The organism is Rheinheimera texasensis DSM 17496, assembly GCF_000711985.1.
Taxonomy (GTDB): domain Bacteria; phylum Pseudomonadota; class Gammaproteobacteria; order Enterobacterales; family Alteromonadaceae; genus Pararheinheimera; species Pararheinheimera texasensis.
Genome location: NZ_JONU01000007.1, coordinates 913,657 through 930,767 on the forward strand (window position 1 = coordinate 913,657; position 17,111 = coordinate 930,767).

The 17,111-nt window shown below is 49.3% G+C and carries 20 protein-coding genes; 1 reads left to right on the plus strand and 19 read right to left on the minus strand.

The annotated features are described in order from the left end of the window. Positions 1-73: 73 nt before the first annotated feature. The 14 genes from Q399_RS0104220 to Q399_RS0104285 form a co-directional block, all read right to left on the minus strand. Entirely contained in the window at positions 74-1,204 is a 1,131-nt protein-coding gene (locus Q399_RS0104220) for an alpha/beta hydrolase (protein WP_031565919.1), read from the minus strand. Between the two features lie 97 nt (positions 1,205-1,301). After that, the gene (locus Q399_RS0104225) at positions 1,302-1,667 is read right to left on the minus strand and encodes a VOC family protein (RefSeq protein WP_031565922.1); all 366 of its coding nucleotides are present in this window, start codon (positions 1,665-1,667) and stop codon (positions 1,302-1,304) included. Between the two features lie 145 nt (positions 1,668-1,812). Continuing rightward, positions 1,813-2,328, minus strand: a complete 516-nt coding sequence (locus Q399_RS0104230) for a DUF1993 family protein (protein WP_051685723.1) — start codon at positions 2,326-2,328, stop codon at positions 1,813-1,815. Between the two features lie 201 nt (positions 2,329-2,529). Further along, on the minus strand, positions 2,530-2,835 hold the full coding sequence (locus Q399_RS0104235) for a hypothetical protein (protein ID WP_031565926.1): 306 nt from the start codon (positions 2,833-2,835) through the stop codon (positions 2,530-2,532). A 96-nt stretch (positions 2,836-2,931) separates the two neighbouring features. Further along, positions 2,932-3,303 (minus strand): nuclear transport factor 2 family protein, encoded by a 372-nt coding sequence (locus tag Q399_RS0104240; RefSeq protein ID WP_031565928.1) that lies wholly within the window; start codon positions 3,301-3,303, stop codon positions 2,932-2,934. Positions 3,304-3,390: 87 nt separating this feature from the next. After that, positions 3,391-3,708: a DUF3784 domain-containing protein gene (locus tag Q399_RS0104245; protein ID WP_031565930.1), complete on the minus strand. Its 318-nt coding sequence runs from the start codon at positions 3,706-3,708 to the stop codon at positions 3,391-3,393. Between the two features lie 108 nt (positions 3,709-3,816). After that, entirely contained in the window at positions 3,817-4,461 is a 645-nt protein-coding gene (locus tag Q399_RS0104250) for a hypothetical protein (protein WP_031565932.1), read from the minus strand. Positions 4,462-4,501: 40 nt separating this feature from the next. Next, positions 4,502-5,056 carry a hypothetical protein gene (locus Q399_RS0104255; protein WP_031565934.1) on the minus strand — a complete coding sequence of 185 codons (555 nt, stop codon included), beginning with the start codon at positions 5,054-5,056 and terminating at the stop codon, positions 4,502-4,504. A 296-nt stretch (positions 5,057-5,352) separates the two neighbouring features. Further along, positions 5,353-5,829 (minus strand): hypothetical protein, encoded by a 477-nt coding sequence (locus Q399_RS0104260; protein ID WP_031565937.1) that lies wholly within the window; start codon positions 5,827-5,829, stop codon positions 5,353-5,355. Positions 5,830-5,860: 31 nt separating this feature from the next. Beyond that, the gene (locus Q399_RS0104265) at positions 5,861-6,295 is read right to left on the minus strand and encodes a hypothetical protein (protein WP_031565939.1); all 435 of its coding nucleotides are present in this window, start codon (positions 6,293-6,295) and stop codon (positions 5,861-5,863) included. A gap of 90 nt (positions 6,296-6,385) precedes the next feature. Continuing rightward, positions 6,386-6,709 carry a hypothetical protein gene (locus tag Q399_RS0104270; RefSeq protein WP_031565940.1) on the minus strand — a complete coding sequence of 108 codons (324 nt, stop codon included), beginning with the start codon at positions 6,707-6,709 and terminating at the stop codon, positions 6,386-6,388. Positions 6,710-6,791: 82 nt separating this feature from the next. Next, a complete protein-coding gene (locus Q399_RS0104275) occupies positions 6,792-7,286 on the minus strand; it encodes a P-loop nucleotide/nucleoside kinase family protein (RefSeq protein WP_031565941.1) in 495 nt (164 codons plus the stop codon). 277 nt (positions 7,287-7,563) lie between these two features. Further along, positions 7,564-8,040 (minus strand): RES family NAD+ phosphorylase, encoded by a 477-nt coding sequence (locus tag Q399_RS0104280; RefSeq protein WP_031565943.1) that lies wholly within the window; start codon positions 8,038-8,040, stop codon positions 7,564-7,566. After that, a complete protein-coding gene (locus Q399_RS0104285) occupies positions 8,040-8,492 on the minus strand; it encodes an antitoxin Xre/MbcA/ParS toxin-binding domain-containing protein (RefSeq protein WP_051685724.1) in 453 nt (150 codons plus the stop codon). The genes Q399_RS0104280 and Q399_RS0104285 overlap by 1 nt, the downstream gene beginning before the upstream one ends. 223 nt (positions 8,493-8,715) lie before the next feature. On the opposite strand from Q399_RS0104285, the gene Q399_RS0104290 reads away from it, so the two are divergent. Continuing rightward, entirely contained in the window at positions 8,716-9,447 is a 732-nt protein-coding gene (locus Q399_RS0104290; protein ID WP_051685725.1) for an HPP family protein, read from the plus strand. 242 nt (positions 9,448-9,689) lie between these two features. On the opposite strand, the gene gcvP is transcribed toward Q399_RS0104290, so the two are convergent. The 5 genes from gcvP to ubiH all read right to left on the minus strand — a co-directional run bounded on the left by gcvP (position 9,690) and on the right by ubiH (position 17,110). Further along, positions 9,690-12,578 carry an aminomethyl-transferring glycine dehydrogenase gene (gene gcvP / locus Q399_RS0104295; RefSeq protein WP_031565958.1) on the minus strand — a complete coding sequence of 963 codons (2,889 nt, stop codon included), beginning with the start codon at positions 12,576-12,578 and terminating at the stop codon, positions 9,690-9,692. Between the two features lie 178 nt (positions 12,579-12,756). Further along, entirely contained in the window at positions 12,757-13,146 is a 390-nt protein-coding gene (gene gcvH / locus Q399_RS0104300) for a glycine cleavage system protein GcvH (protein ID WP_031565961.1), read from the minus strand. Between the two features lie 70 nt (positions 13,147-13,216). After that, entirely contained in the window at positions 13,217-14,296 is a 1,080-nt protein-coding gene (gene gcvT, locus Q399_RS0104305; protein WP_031565963.1) for a glycine cleavage system aminomethyltransferase GcvT, read from the minus strand. A 217-nt stretch (positions 14,297-14,513) separates the two neighbouring features. Continuing rightward, complete coding sequence (locus Q399_RS0104310) at positions 14,514-15,743, minus strand: FAD-dependent monooxygenase (protein WP_031565964.1); 1,230 nt, start codon at positions 15,741-15,743, stop codon at positions 14,514-14,516. Then, entirely contained in the window at positions 15,737-17,110 is a 1,374-nt protein-coding gene (gene ubiH / locus Q399_RS0104315; protein WP_245612824.1) for a 2-octaprenyl-6-methoxyphenyl hydroxylase, read from the minus strand. The genes Q399_RS0104310 and ubiH overlap by 7 nt, the downstream gene beginning before the upstream one ends. Position 17,111: the final 1 nt, after the last annotated feature.

The following is a 17,111-nucleotide window of genomic DNA, read 5'->3' on the forward strand; positions in this document are numbered from 1 at the left end:
AGCATGTTGCGCATCCTTTGCCCCAACTACTGTGTACTGGCATTTGCCCGCGATTGAATACTTGAAACACATGCTAAATAACCAAAGCTTCCAGCTGAGCTTTTTGGTCGGTACTCAGCCCCTTGAGTGATTGCAGCGCATCTTTTTGTGCGGCTTTGGCCTCAGCGGCCATTTTAAAATGCAGATAAGCGTTGATGAGCGCGGTATGCGCATGGAACGATTGCGGATAATTTGTCCGGTTCCACTGCAGCAAAACCAGCGCATCCTGTGGGCGGTTCAGGTATTGCAGCCACTGGCCGTACCCATTGGCTTTATCTTCCGGGATCATCAGGTCTGTTTTAAGCAGTTTCGCGCGACTGGCAAATTTTGCCTGCAAATCGGCCAAAGTCTGCGGCTGCCCTTCTGGAATAGCCCAGCCGGCAAAGACGTGCTTTAAAGCGACATATTGCCCTTGCAACACTGTGGTGTTGTGGGTTTCATCGCTAAAAGTCTGGGACGCGACGACTAAATTGTCGGACGGAAAACGGCCCAGTAAATCGACAAATTGTTGATACGGCGCTGTCATCGTCGGTTCTTCATTGGCAATGGATACAAATAGACGCCCCTGCAGGCGCTGCTGTTTCAGCGCCTGCTCAGTTAACCCAAGCAACTGATTGTTATCCCAATATAACGACGGGCTGATGGCGATAATCGCGTTAAACAAGCCTGGGCGCTTTACCAGCGCATTGATGGCAAACTGACCGCCATGAGAGGTTCCGGACAGGACCTGATAGTCCAGCGTCCGGTAATTCTGTTTCACATAAGGGATCACTTCGTTTTCAACAAAGGCTAAAAATTGGTCAGCGTTTTGTGGCTGGTTGGGCTTTTGCTGGTCTTTAGGGGTCAGCGTCAGGTCCCGTTCGCGGTGTTGCCGGTTCACGATGCCGACTACAATCATCGGCGGCATCTGCTCAAATTTTGCTAAATAATCGATGGTTCCGGCGGTATGAGGGCCCTGAATGTCGCCGTCGGTGAGGTAGAACACCGGATACCGCTCATTACTCTGCTGATAACCCGCAGGCAGATACACTACCAGTTCACGTTGCTCTGCCAGTACCGCGCTTTTTATGCTGACTGCGCGCACTTCCGTTTGATCGGCAGCAGCCCAACCACAGCAAGGGCTGCACAGTAACAGCAGGATGAATCCATGGAGTATTTTTCGCATTTTCCTTCCCTAAGATTATGAATTTTATATATTTTTAAGTGTGGTAATTACAGCACAAGCGATAAAGCTAAATGGCAACCCCAGTGAGAAGTAGAGCTTATGGTGATACGTCTGCTTCAGACCAGACTGCAAACTCGTTACCACTTGGCTCTGTGAAATGAAAACGACGGCCTCTAGGGAAGCTGAATATCGGTTTGATCACTGTGCCACCGGCGTCGGTCACTTTTAAAAGTGTGCTCTCGAGGTTATCGCTATAAAAAACCAATAACGCCGAGCCATTGGCTGTGATTGCGCTCAAATCGGCCTGGAAGAATCCACCATCCAGGCCCTGCCCGGAAAATGCGGTGTACTCAGGGCCGTAGTCGGTAAACGACCAGCCAAAAGCCTTCTGAAAGAATGATTTTGTGGACTGCAGGTCAGCAGCCGGGAACTCAACATAATTTAATTTTTCGTGTCTGGTCATTGGGTTGACTCTGTTTTACTGATAAAGCTCAGCTAAGCGGTAATTTTTAAATTGCGGTTTTGCCTGACACTTTATGCACACAAAAAACACGCAAATGCAACACAAAATAAACAACGTACGAAATGTGCGATGCGTCGGCGACTTATCAGGTACCACTGCGCTCAAATGAAAAACCCGGCGGATACTGATGAAGCCCATCAAAGTCGCCTTTTGTCAGCGGTACGCCCCGAGACCGGGCAATGGCATACACCATCCCCACGTGGAAATAGAAATTTGGATACGCAAAACGCATGAGAAAATCCTCTGCTTTCATTGAGATTGGCGCCGGGCCAGCCATATCTGCAATGACTACTTCGAGGTTGCTCTGCCTTTCATCCAAACTTGCCAGGTAGTGAAGTGTATCCTCAAGCTGAGCCCTTAAATTAATAAATGACTTCACCTCACGGCAGTACGAACTGACGTCTACACCCGCAATTGGACAACAGGACCTTAAGGCAAAACTGGCCACAATCTCGACTTGCACACATAAAGGGAACATATCGGGACTCAGTCTTTCGTGGAGTATATGTTCATCCCCGCCGACATGTTCCTCGACCTTGTTGAGTAAGCCCGAAAGTAAGCTTAAGTATTCAACAAAAATTGCAATATGTTTGTTTTTCACGACAGACCTTATCTACACCTGACGTTGTGTGCACAGTTGGCAATCTGCCTGCGGTTTGCCGCACGGGCCGCGAGCTGCGCAGCTTATTTGCGAACTGTGTAGAAACTAAAGCCAACCTTGCTATTTAAAAAGCAACAACAGCAATATTTACAATGACGTAATTGCCTTCTGATGTTTACAAACGATCAAATGATTTCAGCATCAGTGCGTTTCAAAATACTTTTTTAGCTCTTTGTAAAGAATCGCGCATTTGGGTGGCTCATCTATTTTGCCATCACGATCACAATCATATCCCGTAACTGTCACTAAACGACCGTTTCCAAATATATCGCGATCATCTTTTTCTATAGCTGTTACCTTTGGCGATTTTTTGATCCATTCAATATTTTCTTTAAACTGCAAAAATTCTGCTTTGTCAGTCACATTGATTAGTCTTTCAAAATCTACGTGCGCTTCACCAAAAACCTGAAAAGTTAACAAGCCTGACAAAATTAGAAATAATTTCACGAGTCCTCCGCTAACGCCCGCACAATAGGCGAGCCATTTGTTTAAAGTACAGCGGACGTAAGCCGCGATGTTTAACACGATGGTTATGGCTGCAGACTAAAACGGTGCACATGTTGTCCCCTGATGGTAAATCATTTGCCACTGACCGCCCGCACTCCGACGCCAGATTGAACACCTGTGCGAATAAATTGGCGATGGATGATCAATTTTTAACATCTTCGCTTTGTATAACAACTGAGCACAGTCCAGGCTAAACATTCGTAATTCATAATTACTTGCGGTTATTTCAGGTGCAATCTCCGTTGGTAAACGCTCCAACACATTTGCCTTGCCAAATCGCAAACCTGAAGCACCAATCTCAATAAAATCATCAGAGATTAGCTGAGCGAGTTCACTTGAAGAACTTCGAACATCAGGCTGGAAAAGACGCTGCTCCAACCCGATTAATATTTGCTTCAAATCTTCCATAGAAGCTACGAAATGCCCAAACCTTGGCCGCCGCTGCGGCAACAAACCGCAAAGTGCCGTACTTTGCCAGCCACATTTAACTTACTCTTAGCCAACGGCATACTTTTGCTTTGCATAGAAAAAGTAAACTAACGGCAATGAAGAAAAAATAAAAAATGAGACTAAAAACGACACTAGCCCTGTACCAGCGAAATAAACCAGACAGCCCGACAAGGCAACAAACACGCCTGACAAAATAAGGCCATTGCCAAATGTTCTGCAAAATTTACCAACATCAGCAATTTTACTGAAATCTACGCCATTGATGAGGTCTGATTTGTTTTTATAACCAATAAGAAAGCCGAGTAGAATAAAAACTACCCCAGTACTCAGGCAAATCAGAAGAATAAATAAACCTGTACTCATAGCTACTCCTGTAAATGGCTAACTATAAGCGCACGCGCGCGAACCTTGGTGAGCGTCGCTGCGCCCGCTGGCCGCAAAGTGTCGCGCCTTGTTAGCGAGCCATACATTTTAATAATTGGATGCTATAACTTTTGCAGCTTTTCTTTGTCCGGAAGAAAAAGTTACCGCAAATGTGACAAAGAAGCTCAATACAGACCACACATACAAATACATTGTCTCAAGAGTTTGCTTTCTAGTTTGATCAATTAAATTATTTGCCTTTGACGCGGTAATTTCTTTATCCTGATATTTTAATTTTTCCTCCGCTGTTGGAACGTAAACGACAAGACTATTCGTTTCATCTTTATAAATTATTGGTTGACCAAATTCGATATACATAACACTAGCTATAAGCTTTCTGTTATCTGAACTCTTGTTCTCTATTGCTTGCAGTGACATATTTTCTGGCATACTGGGAGTAGATGCAATTAACATTTTGGGCACAGATTGCAGCATATTGAAGCCAACCTTCATAAGGAAATTGTTAGCTAGAAAAACGAAAAGGAATAAAAGGCAGTTGCCAAATTCTTTATCCTGAATATTATTTATCATTGCGGCTTGGATACTTTTGGCAAAACCGTAAGGTACTAAAATACTGAGCAGTAGAAAAGGCGGCCACTGAACATACCAAACAGAAAAAATGCTAGGCAATAATTTATTTCCCATCAATGGGATAATCCAAAGGAGCAGACAAACAATCAGCAAAAATCTCATACATACCTTTTAAAACTAACATCTCATGGCAGGGGATCGGTTACGGCGTCCTACTTGATTGACTCATTAAATCTTTCGTGAAGATAGAAAAACCCTCAACGTCTTTCTTAGTGTTAAAGAAATTTTGATAAGGGAAGAGCTTATTTTTCAGAATTACAACATAGACAATAAGACAGGCATTGATGATTACCCCCACCCAAACCGCCATAGGGTCGGCTTCGTACTCTTTGAATGAATCAAGGATACCCTTAAGAAGGAAAAAGCAAAGTACCAAATACCCCATCGATTGTTTTTTATAAATGTAGTAAATAACTGCACCAGGTATCAATAGCGCAAAGGCCAAGACTGCAAACATTGCCCCTACAGGTAGCCCAGATAGAAATGGCGATGCCCCAAGAACACCTAGCAAAACCAAAACAGAATATAAAGCAATCAAGATGTTATTGGCTCTGTTGTAGTTCTCAGACTCTTCGGCATCCGGGTACATTGATAGATATTTCGAAACCTTTTTGGGATTTAGCCCTTCAGCTGAAGCCTTCTCGAAAATTGAATTCTTATTTTCGCCTTGCTTCAGAAGACGTTTCACTATCTTCATTGATACTCCTTGTAAATTTAACGCCCCGCGCATACGCGCGAAATAATGAGCGTTACTGGCGCCGCAGGAACCCAATAACGCGGCTTGTTAGCTTTGTTTATTTTGCGATAACTAAAGTTTTTAGCTGTCGCTGTGGCATCTTTTGCCATACATATACTCGAAAAAGCGAACTGCCTTTTTCTAATTTCCATTTACCCAGGGTGATTACTCCGAAAAGCTAACGACCATAGTTGCGGTGGCGAAACTGCTATGCAGTTTTGACGACCGACAGCCTGTGCTTGTTATACCTCGTATGCTCAAACACTGCTCTGTTTCTTGGAGCGATGTGCAATTTTATTCTCATACGCGACCATCAATGCCTTCAGCTCCGTCGCTTCTTGCTCGTGGGCAGGATCACTCCATATCTGCTCATGCCGTCCATAGATCAAACGGAATTGCGTATCGGTGGTGAGAGCACCCTTTTGCCGCAATGCGACAATCTTCTCGAGTCTCTTAACCTGCAGGCTGTCTAAAGAAACTCTTAGTTTTTGCCTCAGATACTGATCTAATTCGCGTAATTCGTGGCCAGTAAGGTCTGATGTCATTTCCAATAGATCCTTTCTGGATTCTTTGAGACCAGCTAGATAAGAACTAGAAGGGTGGCGAGGCTCCTCGGTCTTCCGAATTGCCTCGGAAAGTTTAGGAACATACCGATCCATGAATTCTGCAAGCGCGAGTGTTTCGCGATAAACCGCTGACCATTCCTGTCGTTGCTTGTCAGTAAGTGGCTTCATGAGCAATCCCTGAACGAGGTATAACGACAAGCTAAGCGGCAGCCGCTTGCGGCTGTCCCGTGCCGGCGGAGCCGGCCTTAAGCGTTTTGTTATGTGCTTGTTTTAAAAATTCATTGACAATATTACTTAGATCTATGTCCGTTAAGACACCACCGACTACTTTTTTCTGCATGTTCGGCTTAACAAATACATAGCCAAGTGAACTATCAAGACTAGATACATCAATAGAGATTTCATTGCCAAAGCATGTGTTACTTTTAATAGGGAGCTTTGTGTGAAAAGAACTTGAAACACCTTCGTTAGGTAGTCGCTTTTTAGTTTTATGGTAATAAAACTCATAGTCGGCTTTAGTTTCATATTCTATTGCGTTTTCATCTAGATTGTAGAAAAATATATGACCAACGCAGTTTTCTGCGCTGACTGATAATGAAAATATCAGAGTGAGGAAGATGAAGAAATTTCTCATACTAACCTTATTGGCACATAACTGCCAAAGCAGCGGCGCGCGTTAGCGCGTCCAGCCCGCAGGGCGGTGCTGCCTTTGTTTGTTATGTGTTTACTTGATTGCATAGTTTTTATACTTAACAACAAATTCTTTTGCAGCTTCCAATGTTTCCGGGTATGGCACTGTTTCAATTGAGTTTTCTTTAATACAAATTTTCTGAAACCGAAACCCATGCTCGAATAGATACGTTATTTTTTGCCACAGCTTTAAATCATTTTTTTTAGGGGCTTTAAAGTGCCGTCCAAAATTATGGGCGATTCCACCACACTCCGGACATTTAAGTTCTTTCGGATTTTCTTCCGCAAGATTGAACTCTCGTTTGAATGACTTTCTACAACTTAAACATGCAAATGCCATGTTGTATGGTGTCGGCACGTGCTATCCCCTTTTCACATAACGCCGCGCTCTGCGGAAATTTAGGAGCGCTAGCGAGTAAATTTTCCGTAGCAGCGCCTTGTTATGCACTTTGCGCCACTTTGGTTGTATTGAAGCCTTCCTCGGGGGTGGGAGCCATAAAATACTTTGTAACCTGCTCAAACATATCTGGCGTATCAGTTGCCGCTCTTTCAGGCTGTTCTTCGCGCCGTTTTTCAATCTGTTTTAAACAGGCCTCATTTGACAAGTCGATGTATACCAAATTATGTGGAGCTTCAACCTCGGAGAAAATGCTCCGAAACCAATCTCTTTGTGACAGAGTATTTGCCGGGAAGTCCATTACCACATTAGACCCCGCAGACAATATGGATTGAACAAGCTTTTTAATCTGCGGCTTAAGTAGATTTGAATATTCGATATAGTCATTTAGTGATGAAATCTTATTTGGATAAAGTGACGCTAGCCATTCATCTTCTGAAAGCAATACTGCATTGTCTTTCTGTGCGATTTCGCTAGCTTTGGTAGATTTTCCTGCCCCCATTTTTCCACAGAAGAAGGTCAATGTTCCTTTGTTCATCTTTGCTCCTATTTTGATGCATAACATATTAATCAACGGCAAAACGCACGCTTTAAACCCTGCGCTATGCCTTTGATGTTTTTTAACATCAGTTAACACTACCGAAAAAAGCTACAGATCTCAATCTCTTTGCCGCGAGGCCACGCTTTGTAAAATCTGAAAGCGTGCATGGTGCCGCCTTTCGGATGCATCACCTTTTATTTACATTTTTCCGCCAGTGGGCTTGTACTGGGAAATTACTCAGGCTCTATTTTTTGTCGCAGCAATTTCAGCAGAATCACATCCCCATGCCGGCAAATAACCTTGGGTTGTAGATATCGTGAAACACTTGTTCGAGGTGTAGCTGGCTGGCGTCTGGGTGGCTGGCGTTAAACAGCAGGATGCTGCCAAGGCCGGGCGGCACTGTGACGCTGGGCAGTTCCAGCGCAACTTTTGTTTGGCTGTGCAGCCAGTCGCTGCCGATTTGTTGAGTAGAAAGCGGATAAGGGAAAATGTCCCAGTCGGCGGGCAAAATACCGCTGAATGGTTCAATCAGGGCATCCGGTAACTGATATTGGCCGAGCCGGTAGCTTTTTGGGATAAAACGTGGCGATGGCAGATAGTTGGCGACTTCCAGCATGGCGACAGCGGCAGAACTGGCAAAATACAACACGCGTTGGCCCGGTTGATTCCAGCGGCCGCCGCTTTTAAAACTAGCGCCTTCGCCGCTGAAGTTCTGCAGGAAAGCTTCCGGGCAGATACGATACAGCTGCATCAGCTGAATTCACCAAATTCAATGGCTTGCAGCACGTCAGCCACCATTTTGCGGCCGACAAAACTGTCAAATAATGCGATGGGTTTGTCGCCGGACAAGGCCGGCATCGGGCTGTTCAGCCATTGGCGCGCCATGTCGGGACCAAACAGATTTTCAGCGCGACAAATCAGTTGCAGCATATCCAGCACCGGCTCGGCCTGGTGGCTGGGTAAAGTGCCTTTATACAGCCGGCTGATATTGGCGGCACTGATGGACAAGGCCACCACTAATACCGGTTTTAATTCGGGGAGCCACTGCAGCAAAGTTTTTACTTTGTCGCCGGACACGCCGTCGCGCACCAGCTGCAGATAACTGCGTTTATTTGCAAAGATTGTGGCAGAGACTGCACAGGCGTCAGAGACTGACTGCTTATACAGCGTGGGGTTGGCGGCTTTATGGATAGAAGTTGTCATGACTCACCTCCTTGAACGCTGGTTTCACCATACCGCAAAATAGCCAATACATCAAAATGATTTAACTACAAAATCAAAACGATGAACTCACCCATTGGCAGGGCAACGCTACAGCATCAATCAGTATTCTGTGCCCAAGATGCCATTCGCCTGTGGATGCTGTCTTTACTGGGCGGCATCATGGTTCTTGGATATGATGGTGTTTTTCCCACAGAAGCCTGATATGCAACCCCTTTCCCGCTTACAACAAATGCTGCAGCGCCTGGGTCTCATCACCAGCAATGGCCACAATACTTCGGTTATTCATTTCACCGCCAAAATCCGCGTCGCACTGGCGGCCTTTATTGCCTTGTTCCTGATTGCCTGGGTCAGCCTGCAAGTTGCAGCGCAAACCGGCGCGGTGTTTTTATTGGCGTCTATGGGCGCATCGGCAGTGATTTTATTTGCGCTACCGGCCAGCCCGCTGGCAAAGCCGTGGAATTTTATCGCCGGTCATCTAATTCCGGCCTGCATAGGTTTGGCTTGTGCCCATCTCTTTACCGACATTGCTCTGATGGCGGCGACGACAATAGCACTGGTGCTGTTTTCGATGTACGTTTTTGAATGCATGCATCCGCCCGGCGGCGCGACCGCACTGGTGCCGGTGATTGCCGCGCAAACAGGCCAGGTGCCGGAGCTGACATTTTTGCTCTGCCCTGTCCTGCTGAATCTGAGCATTATGGCCATTGCAGCCTATCTGCTGCGACGCACGCGCTGGGTCCCCGCCGGCGTGCACCCCGTCACAACTCCGGCAATCCCATTGGTACAAGTCGCACCGGCAGACATCACCGAAGCACTCAACAGCATGGACACAGTGCTCGATATCGACGAAGAACAACTGCTGGAGTTATTCGAAAAATCAAAGCATTACGCGCAAGTTCGGATGCAGGGTTCTGCTGGCTCGGTGAGGAAATAGCTTCGTTGTATCACAGCAACAGAGAGAAATGGGGGCCTGTCAAGAAAGGTTAAATCTCATCACGGGATTGGTATTAATTCCGGGGAAAGGTCACCTGTCACTCCGCCCTAGTCAACGGCTGAGTCAACAAATATGGGCGGCTACAAGACCCGCCCCTACCGTTAAACATCACCCCATAATAAAAAACCCGCCAAATGGCGGGTTTTCCTATCAATTTCAGAGTTTTACCTCAAAAATTTCTATTACCGGTAATCTTCCGGGCTAGGACATGCACACATCAGGTTGCGGTCGCCGTAAACGTCGTCGATACGTGTTACTGTTGGCCAGAACTTGTTGTCGGCAACGTACTGCGTTGGGAACGCAGCGTATTGACGGTCGTAGGCGCGGTCCCAGTTGGCGTCGAAAATGTCGGCCATAGTGTGCGGCGCGAAGTGCAGCGGGCTGTTGTCCGCGGTCCATTCGCCGGCTTCTACTTTGGCAATTTCTGCGCGGATAGAAGTCATGGCTTCGATGAACTTGTCCAGTTCCACTTTGGATTCTGATTCAGTTGGTTCAATCATCAGCGTACCAGCTACCGGGAATGACATAGTCGGGGCGTGGAAGCCGTAGTCCATCAGGCGTTTGGCGATGTCCATTTCGGTGACACCAGTCGCTTCTTTCAGTGGACGCATGTCGATAATACATTCGTGCGCCACACGGCCGTTGGTGCCTTTGTACAGCACCGGGAACATCGGGTCCAGTTTGGCAGCCATGTAGTTGGCGTTCAGAATGGCCATTTCTGTCGCCTGACGTAAGCCATCGCCGCCCATCATTTTGATGTACATCCAGCTGATTGGCAGAATGCCGGCACTGCCAAATGGCGCGGCCGATACTGCGCCGTTGTTCGCGCCGGTGTCTTCGATTTTCACTACTGCGTGGTTAGGCAGGAACGGGGCCAGCTGTTTTTTCACGCCGATTGGACCCATGCCCGGGCCGCCACCGCCGTGTGGAATACAGAAGGTTTTGTGCAGGTTTAAGTGCGATACGTCCGCACCGATAAAGCCTGGTGCTGTCACGCCCACTTGCGCGTTCATGTTGGCGCCGTCCATATAGACCTGGCCGCCATGCGCGTGGATGATGTCACACAGCTCACGAATGGATTCTTCAAATACACCGTGTGTGGACGGGTAAGTCACCATGATGGCTGCTAAGCGGTCTGACACAGCTTCGGCTTTAGCTTTTAAATCCGCCATGTCGATGTTGCCTGACTTGTCACAGTCGACCAGCACCACTTCGAAACTTGCCATCGCCGCTGTTGCCGGGTTAGTCCCGTGCGCAGATACCGGGATTAAACAGATGTTGCGGTGACCTTCGCCACGGCTTTCGTGGTATTTGCGGATCGCAATCATACCGGCGTATTCGCCTTGTGCACCGGAGTTTGGCTGCATCGACATTTGGTCGTAGCCAGTGATGTTCACCAGCCAGTCGGCCAGTTCGCCAATCATCTGGTAATAACCTTCCGCCTGATTTTTTGGCACGAACGGGTGCAGTGCGCCAAATTCTGGCCAGGTCACCGGGATCATCTCAGCAGTGGCGTTTAACTTCATCGTGCACGAACCTAATGAAATCATGGAGTGGTTCAGTGCTAAGTCTTTGTTCTCCAGCTTTTTGATATAACGCAGCATCTCAGTTTCGCTGTGATACTGGTTAAAGACCGGGTGCGTTAAGTACTTGGAAGTCCGCACTAAATCAGCCGGAATTGAGTTGGAGCCATTGGCGACGATAGCGGCGTCCAGCGCTGCTACGTCTAAACCATGGCCTTGGCCGAAGACGATATCAAACAGCTCAGCGATATCGGCAGCTGTAGTGGCTTCGCTGAAGCTGACGCCTAAAGTGTCGGCTAAATCAGTACGGAAGTTCACACCAGCGGCTTCAGCACGTGCAACCACTTCAGCACGGTTAGCCACGTTGAAAGTCACAGTGTCGAACCAGCTGTTGTGCTTCAGCGCAACGCCTTTGGCGGTTAAGCCAGCGGCGAATACGTCAGCAGAGCGGTGAATACGCTCAGCGATATTTTTCAGGCCAACCGGGCCGTGGTACACGCAGTAGAACGAAGCCATGTTGGCCAGTAACACTTGTGCAGTACAGATGTTCGAGTTGGCTTTTTCACGGCGGATATGCTGTTCACGGGTTTGCATCGCCATACGCAATGCCTGATTGCCACGGCGGTCTTTAGACACACCGATGATACGGCCTGGCATTGAACGTTTGTAATCGTCGCGCGTGGCGAAGAATGCTGAGTGTGGGCCACCGAAAGCCATTGGCACACCAAAACGCTGGGCAGAACCTAACACCACGTCTGCGCCTAATTCGCCCGGAGATTTTAACAACAGCAGTGCCATTGGGTCAGTCGCGACCGCAACTACAGCTTTTTTCGCTTTTAAATCAGCAATTAACTGCGCATCGTTACGTACTTCACCTGTGGTTGACGGGTATTGGATTAACGCACCGAATACGTCATGGTTCACGGCATCTGCCGCTTTACCGACGATGGTGTCAAAACCAAACATCTCGGCACGGGTGCGCACCACGTCGATGGTTTGCGGGTGCACGTCGTCAGCGATGAAATAAGTGTTGGATTTGTTTTTAGTGACGCGTTTGGCCAGTGCCATTGCTTCGGCAGCAGCGGTTGCTTCATCCAGCAGAGAGGCAGACGCCAGGTCCATGCCGGTTAAATCTAATGACACTTGTTGGAAATTCAGCAGCGCTTCTAAACGGCCCTGGGCAATTTCCGGCTGGTATGGCGTGTACGCAGTGTACCAGCCCGGGTTTTCCAGCACGTTACGCAGGATCACGTTTGGCGTGTGCGTTGGGTGGTAGCCCATACCAATGTATGATTTGAAGATTTTGTTTTTGCTGGCAACCGCTTTTAAGTAAGCCAGGGCTTCCACTTCGTTAACAGCTTCGCCTGTCGCTAAAGGCGTGGTCAGACGGATGCCGGCCGGCACTGTCTGCGCGATCAGCTCTTCGACGCTGCTGACACCTAATTCGGCCAGCATGGCCTGGGTCTGTTCAGCGTCCGGACCAATGTGGCGGGCGATAAATTCTTGATGATTCGCAAGTTGCGACAGGGTTTTGACTGAAGTGGTCATGCCTGAGATTCCTGGTTGTGAACTTAAAAGCTGTTGTACGCAACCGGCCGCGATTGGGCCACCGGTTGCCGAAATTCAGTAGTGGCCAGCGTTGGCTGTCGCTGGCCACAAGGCTATGCCGGCCGCTAAATCAAAGCCCCGTAAAACGGGGCTTTGCGGCGCTGGCTCTTCGCCTTGCTTATTCTTCGTCGATGGCGTTTTTGTAACCAGCGGCGTCTAACAGGCCGGCAACTTCGCTCTCGTCAGACGCTTTGATTTTGAACATCCAGCCGTCGGTGTATGGTGCGCTGTTAACCAGCTCTGGAGAATCGGTCAGTGCTTCGTTCACTTCAACGATTTCACCGGCGATTGGTGCGTAGATGTCAGAAGCAGCTTTCACTGATTCAGCAACTGCAACGTCGTCGCCCTGGGCTACAGAGTCGCCAACTTCTGGCAGCTCAACAAACACCATGTCACCCAGCAGGTCCTGAGCGTGCTCAGTAATACCTACGGTGTACACACCGTTGCCTTCACTGCGCAGCCACTCGTGAGAAGATGCATACTTTAATTCGGTAGGGATATTGCTCATTTATTTATTCCTCGGACCTAACTCGACGTTTTTTATTGAGTATTTGTGTAAAAATTCTGCAAAAGCCAGTTTAGACGACTTTTTTGCCCATGCGGACAAAAGACGGCTTCACCACTTTAACCGGGACTAATTTACCACGGATATCCACTTCAGCCGTGTCGCCGGTCGAAGCCGGGACCCGCGCCATCGCAATAGAATACCCTAAGGTTGGTGAGAAAGTACCAGAAGTGATTTCACCTTCGCCACCTTCGACAACCACGCGCTGACCATGACGTAACACACCTTTTTGTTCCATCACCAGGCCGACCAGTTTGGCAGTACCAGCCGCTTTTTGTTGCTCAAGCGCTGCGCGGCCGATGAAGTTACGGTCGCTTGGTTCCCAGGCGATAGTCCAGCCCATGTTGGCGGCTAATGGCGATACGGTTTCATCCATATCCTGGCCATACAGGTTCATGCCTGCTTCTAAACGTAAGGTATCACGTGCGCCTAAACCGGCTGGTTTTACCCCTGCATCTAACAGTTGTTGCCAGAAATCAGCAGCCTGGGCTTCTGGTACAGAAATCTCGTAACCGTCTTCACCGGTGTAACCCGTGGTGGCGATAAATAAATCACCGGCCTGCACACCAAAAAATGGTTTCATGCCAGCGACAGCAGCTTGTTGTTCAGCGGAAAGGATAGTGGCGACTTTGGCTTTGGCGTTCGGGCCTTGTACGGCGATCATCGCAAACTCAGGGCGCTCAGTGACGCTGACGTCAAAGGCTTTAGCTTGTGCGTTGATCCAGGCTAAGTCTTTTTCGCGGGTAGCAGAGTTCACCACCAAGCGGAAGAAATCTTCAGTCAGGAAATAAACAATGAGGTCGTCGATAACGCCGCCAGCTTCATTCAGCATGCCGCTGTATAAGGCTTTGCCAGGGACTGTCAGTTTGGCCACGTCATTGGCCAATAAGAAACGCAGAAATTCGCGGGTGCGGCTGCCTTTGAGGTCAACGATGGTCATGTGTGACACATCAAACATACCGGCGTCCTGGCGCACGGCGTGGTGCTCTTCAATCTGTGAACCGTAGTGCAGCGGCATGTCCCAGCCGTGGAAATCGACGACTTTCGCGCCAGCTTCAAGATGTTTTGCGTATAACACAGTTTGTTGAGCCATCAGTACTTTCCTCTGGAGCCGGTACATAGCCGGCATGCTGGGTATAAACCTGTAAGGGCAGAAAGTGACACAGTCCGTCGGGCGGATGCCGTTATAACCGACTGGCCACCAAAAGATGGCCCGGATTATAACCGATGGGTTTCGCCTCAAATAGCCCCTTTTCGATTAGATTTAATAATCCGAAAACAGGCGCTATGACCGCCCTCACCGTTCAACATTACAGCGAGATGACGCCAGGCCGCGCCACAGCTGGTAAATCGCCCTGATTACCCAACGCTGCTGCCAGCAGCTGCCGCTTCACCGGTGCCAATTGATTAGTGGCCGCCATACCAACAGCTCGTACCAGCTTGGCCAATGGATGCTGCAACATAAAGCCGCGTTTAAAGGCTTCCATCAACGCAATCATCTGTTGCGCCTCAGCTTTTCGCCAGCGTTCGTATTGCCGCAGCATGCGCTGCTCATTACAGGTTCGACCAGTGCTGATATTTTGTACTATTAGTTCTGCTAATGCACAAGCATCCATCAGACCAAGGTTCATGCCCTGCCCGGCGAGCGGATGAATAGTATGCGCCGCGTCGGCCACTAACACGGCATTGTGCTTCTGCCATTGACTGGCATAACGCATTTTGAGTGGATAACTACGTCGTTCAGTTTGCACGTTAAGCACACCGAGCACCGACTGACTGGCCGCCGTCAGCGCCTGATTAAATTGATCTGCAGGCATAGCAATCAGCTCAGCTGCACGTTCCGGCGCCACGCTCCAGACGATAGACACTAAATGCGGGTCGACCAAAGGCAACAAAGCCAAAGGCCCGGTTGGTAAAAACACCTGGCGCGCAGTGGCCTGATGCGGCTCACTGGTGCGTACCACAGCGACTAGACCATGATGGTCATAATCCCAAAACGCCAATGGCATTTTTAACTGCTCACGCACCATCGAATTGGCGCCGTCAGCACCGACCAGCAACTTGCTGATATAAGCGCTGCCGTCGGCCAGCGTCAGCAGATTCTGCCGCTCACTGGCACTGATTTGCTGGATGCGCGCGTCAAACTTCCACTGGATGTTCGGATATTGCAGCGCACGCTGATACAAGCAAGCCCGCAGCTCTTCGTTATCGACTATCCAGCCAAGTGCCGGGGTCTGGGCGAGCGCGCCTAAATCAGTGGTGGCAAATTCAATGCGGGCAAAGCTGTCCGCTTCCCATACTTGCATCTGCTGATAGGCCGGTTTGGCAGTTAACAGCTGCCAGACGCCAAGACTATCAAGCACCCGCTGCGACGCCAGATTCAGCGCACTGACGCGGTTGAGCTGTGCCGGTCCTGCAACAGGCGCCGGACCTTGTTCCAGCACTGTGATTGGTAAATCCGGGCAGTTTTTGGCAAGCAATAACGCCAACGTCAGGCCGGCACTGCCTGCACCGGTGATCAGAATATCGGTATCTAACATGATGAATGTCCGGTGGCGGCTGCTTTTGCCGCATGAGAGGCCGCTGTAACAGCCGCTTGGTTCGCAGCTTGCTGATGCGCGATTTGTTGCTGTGTGATTAGTTGTTTTTGGCTGGCGAGCGGCGACAGCCCCATCGTCAGTGCGGCAAAAGGCTGCTTTAACATGTCGCACTGATTTAACACGCTGAGGCCAATACTGCGGCCTAATGCCAGCAACTTACTGTCGTTGGAAAATAACCGCACCAGACTGTCGGTAAAACCGACCACCTGCGCCATATCGGCGCTGCGCAATTGCTGATATTGCCGGGTTAAGCCATAAGCGCCGGCATCGGCGCAGTGCAGAGCCAGCAGCTGCAGCAGTGCGTCTAAATCGCGTAGCGCCAGATTAAAACCCTGCCCAGCAATAGGATGTAAGTTATGCAGGCTGTTACCGCACAGCACCAGGCGGTGGTCAGCGGCTTTAGCAGCAGTTTTTAATTTCAGCGGATACACCACGCGGTTGCCAACGCCATTAAAAACCCCGGCGCTATAACCAAAAGCGTGCTGCAGCGCGGCGACAAATTCATTGTCCGGCAAGGCTTTGAGCGCTAACGCCTGTTCCGGCTGACAAGTCCAGACCAGCGAATAACGCTGCTGTGTCAGTGGCAACAGTGCCAACGGGCCATCGGCAGTGAAACGCTCAAAAGCTTTGCCCTGATGCGGCGAAGCTACTGCGATATTGGCAATCAAGGCACTTTGCTGATAATCGTGCTGCACGCTGTCGACGCCAGCCAGTGCGCGACTGGGCGAGTCGCCGCCTTCGCACAGCACTAACAAACGGCAGCGAAGCGCAGCGCCGCTTTGTAATTGCAGATGTTGGCAGTCACGTTCTGTGCGAATAGCGCTGATTTGGTCTGGTCTAAACCAGGTGAGCTGTGAAGCTGGCACTTGTTGCAACTGCTGATACAGCAGTCGGCCAATCCATTCAATTTCAATGACATAACCTAAAGCGCTGCGGCCAAACTCAGCTGCCGTCAACCGACTTTTGCCAAAATGGCCACGATCCGACACCTGAATATGCTCAATGGCACAGGCGTGGGATTTGAGTTCCGGCCAAATCCCCCAAGTAGCCAGCAAACCCACGCTGCCGGCGGAAAGCGCAATACTGCGGCTGTCAAAGCTGCTGGTATGTTGGGCTGTGGTATCTGCGCTTAGTTGACCGGCGTTCTGTTGTTCAGGCTGTTGCTCAATAATCGCAATCCGCAACGCCGGCAACTGCCGGCTGATTTGCAGCGCCAGCATAGCGCCGGTCATGCCGCCACCGGCGATCACCAGATCAAAGTTGTGGTCGTGATTGTTATGGGGTGCCGTGCTTTGGGCTGAACTCACA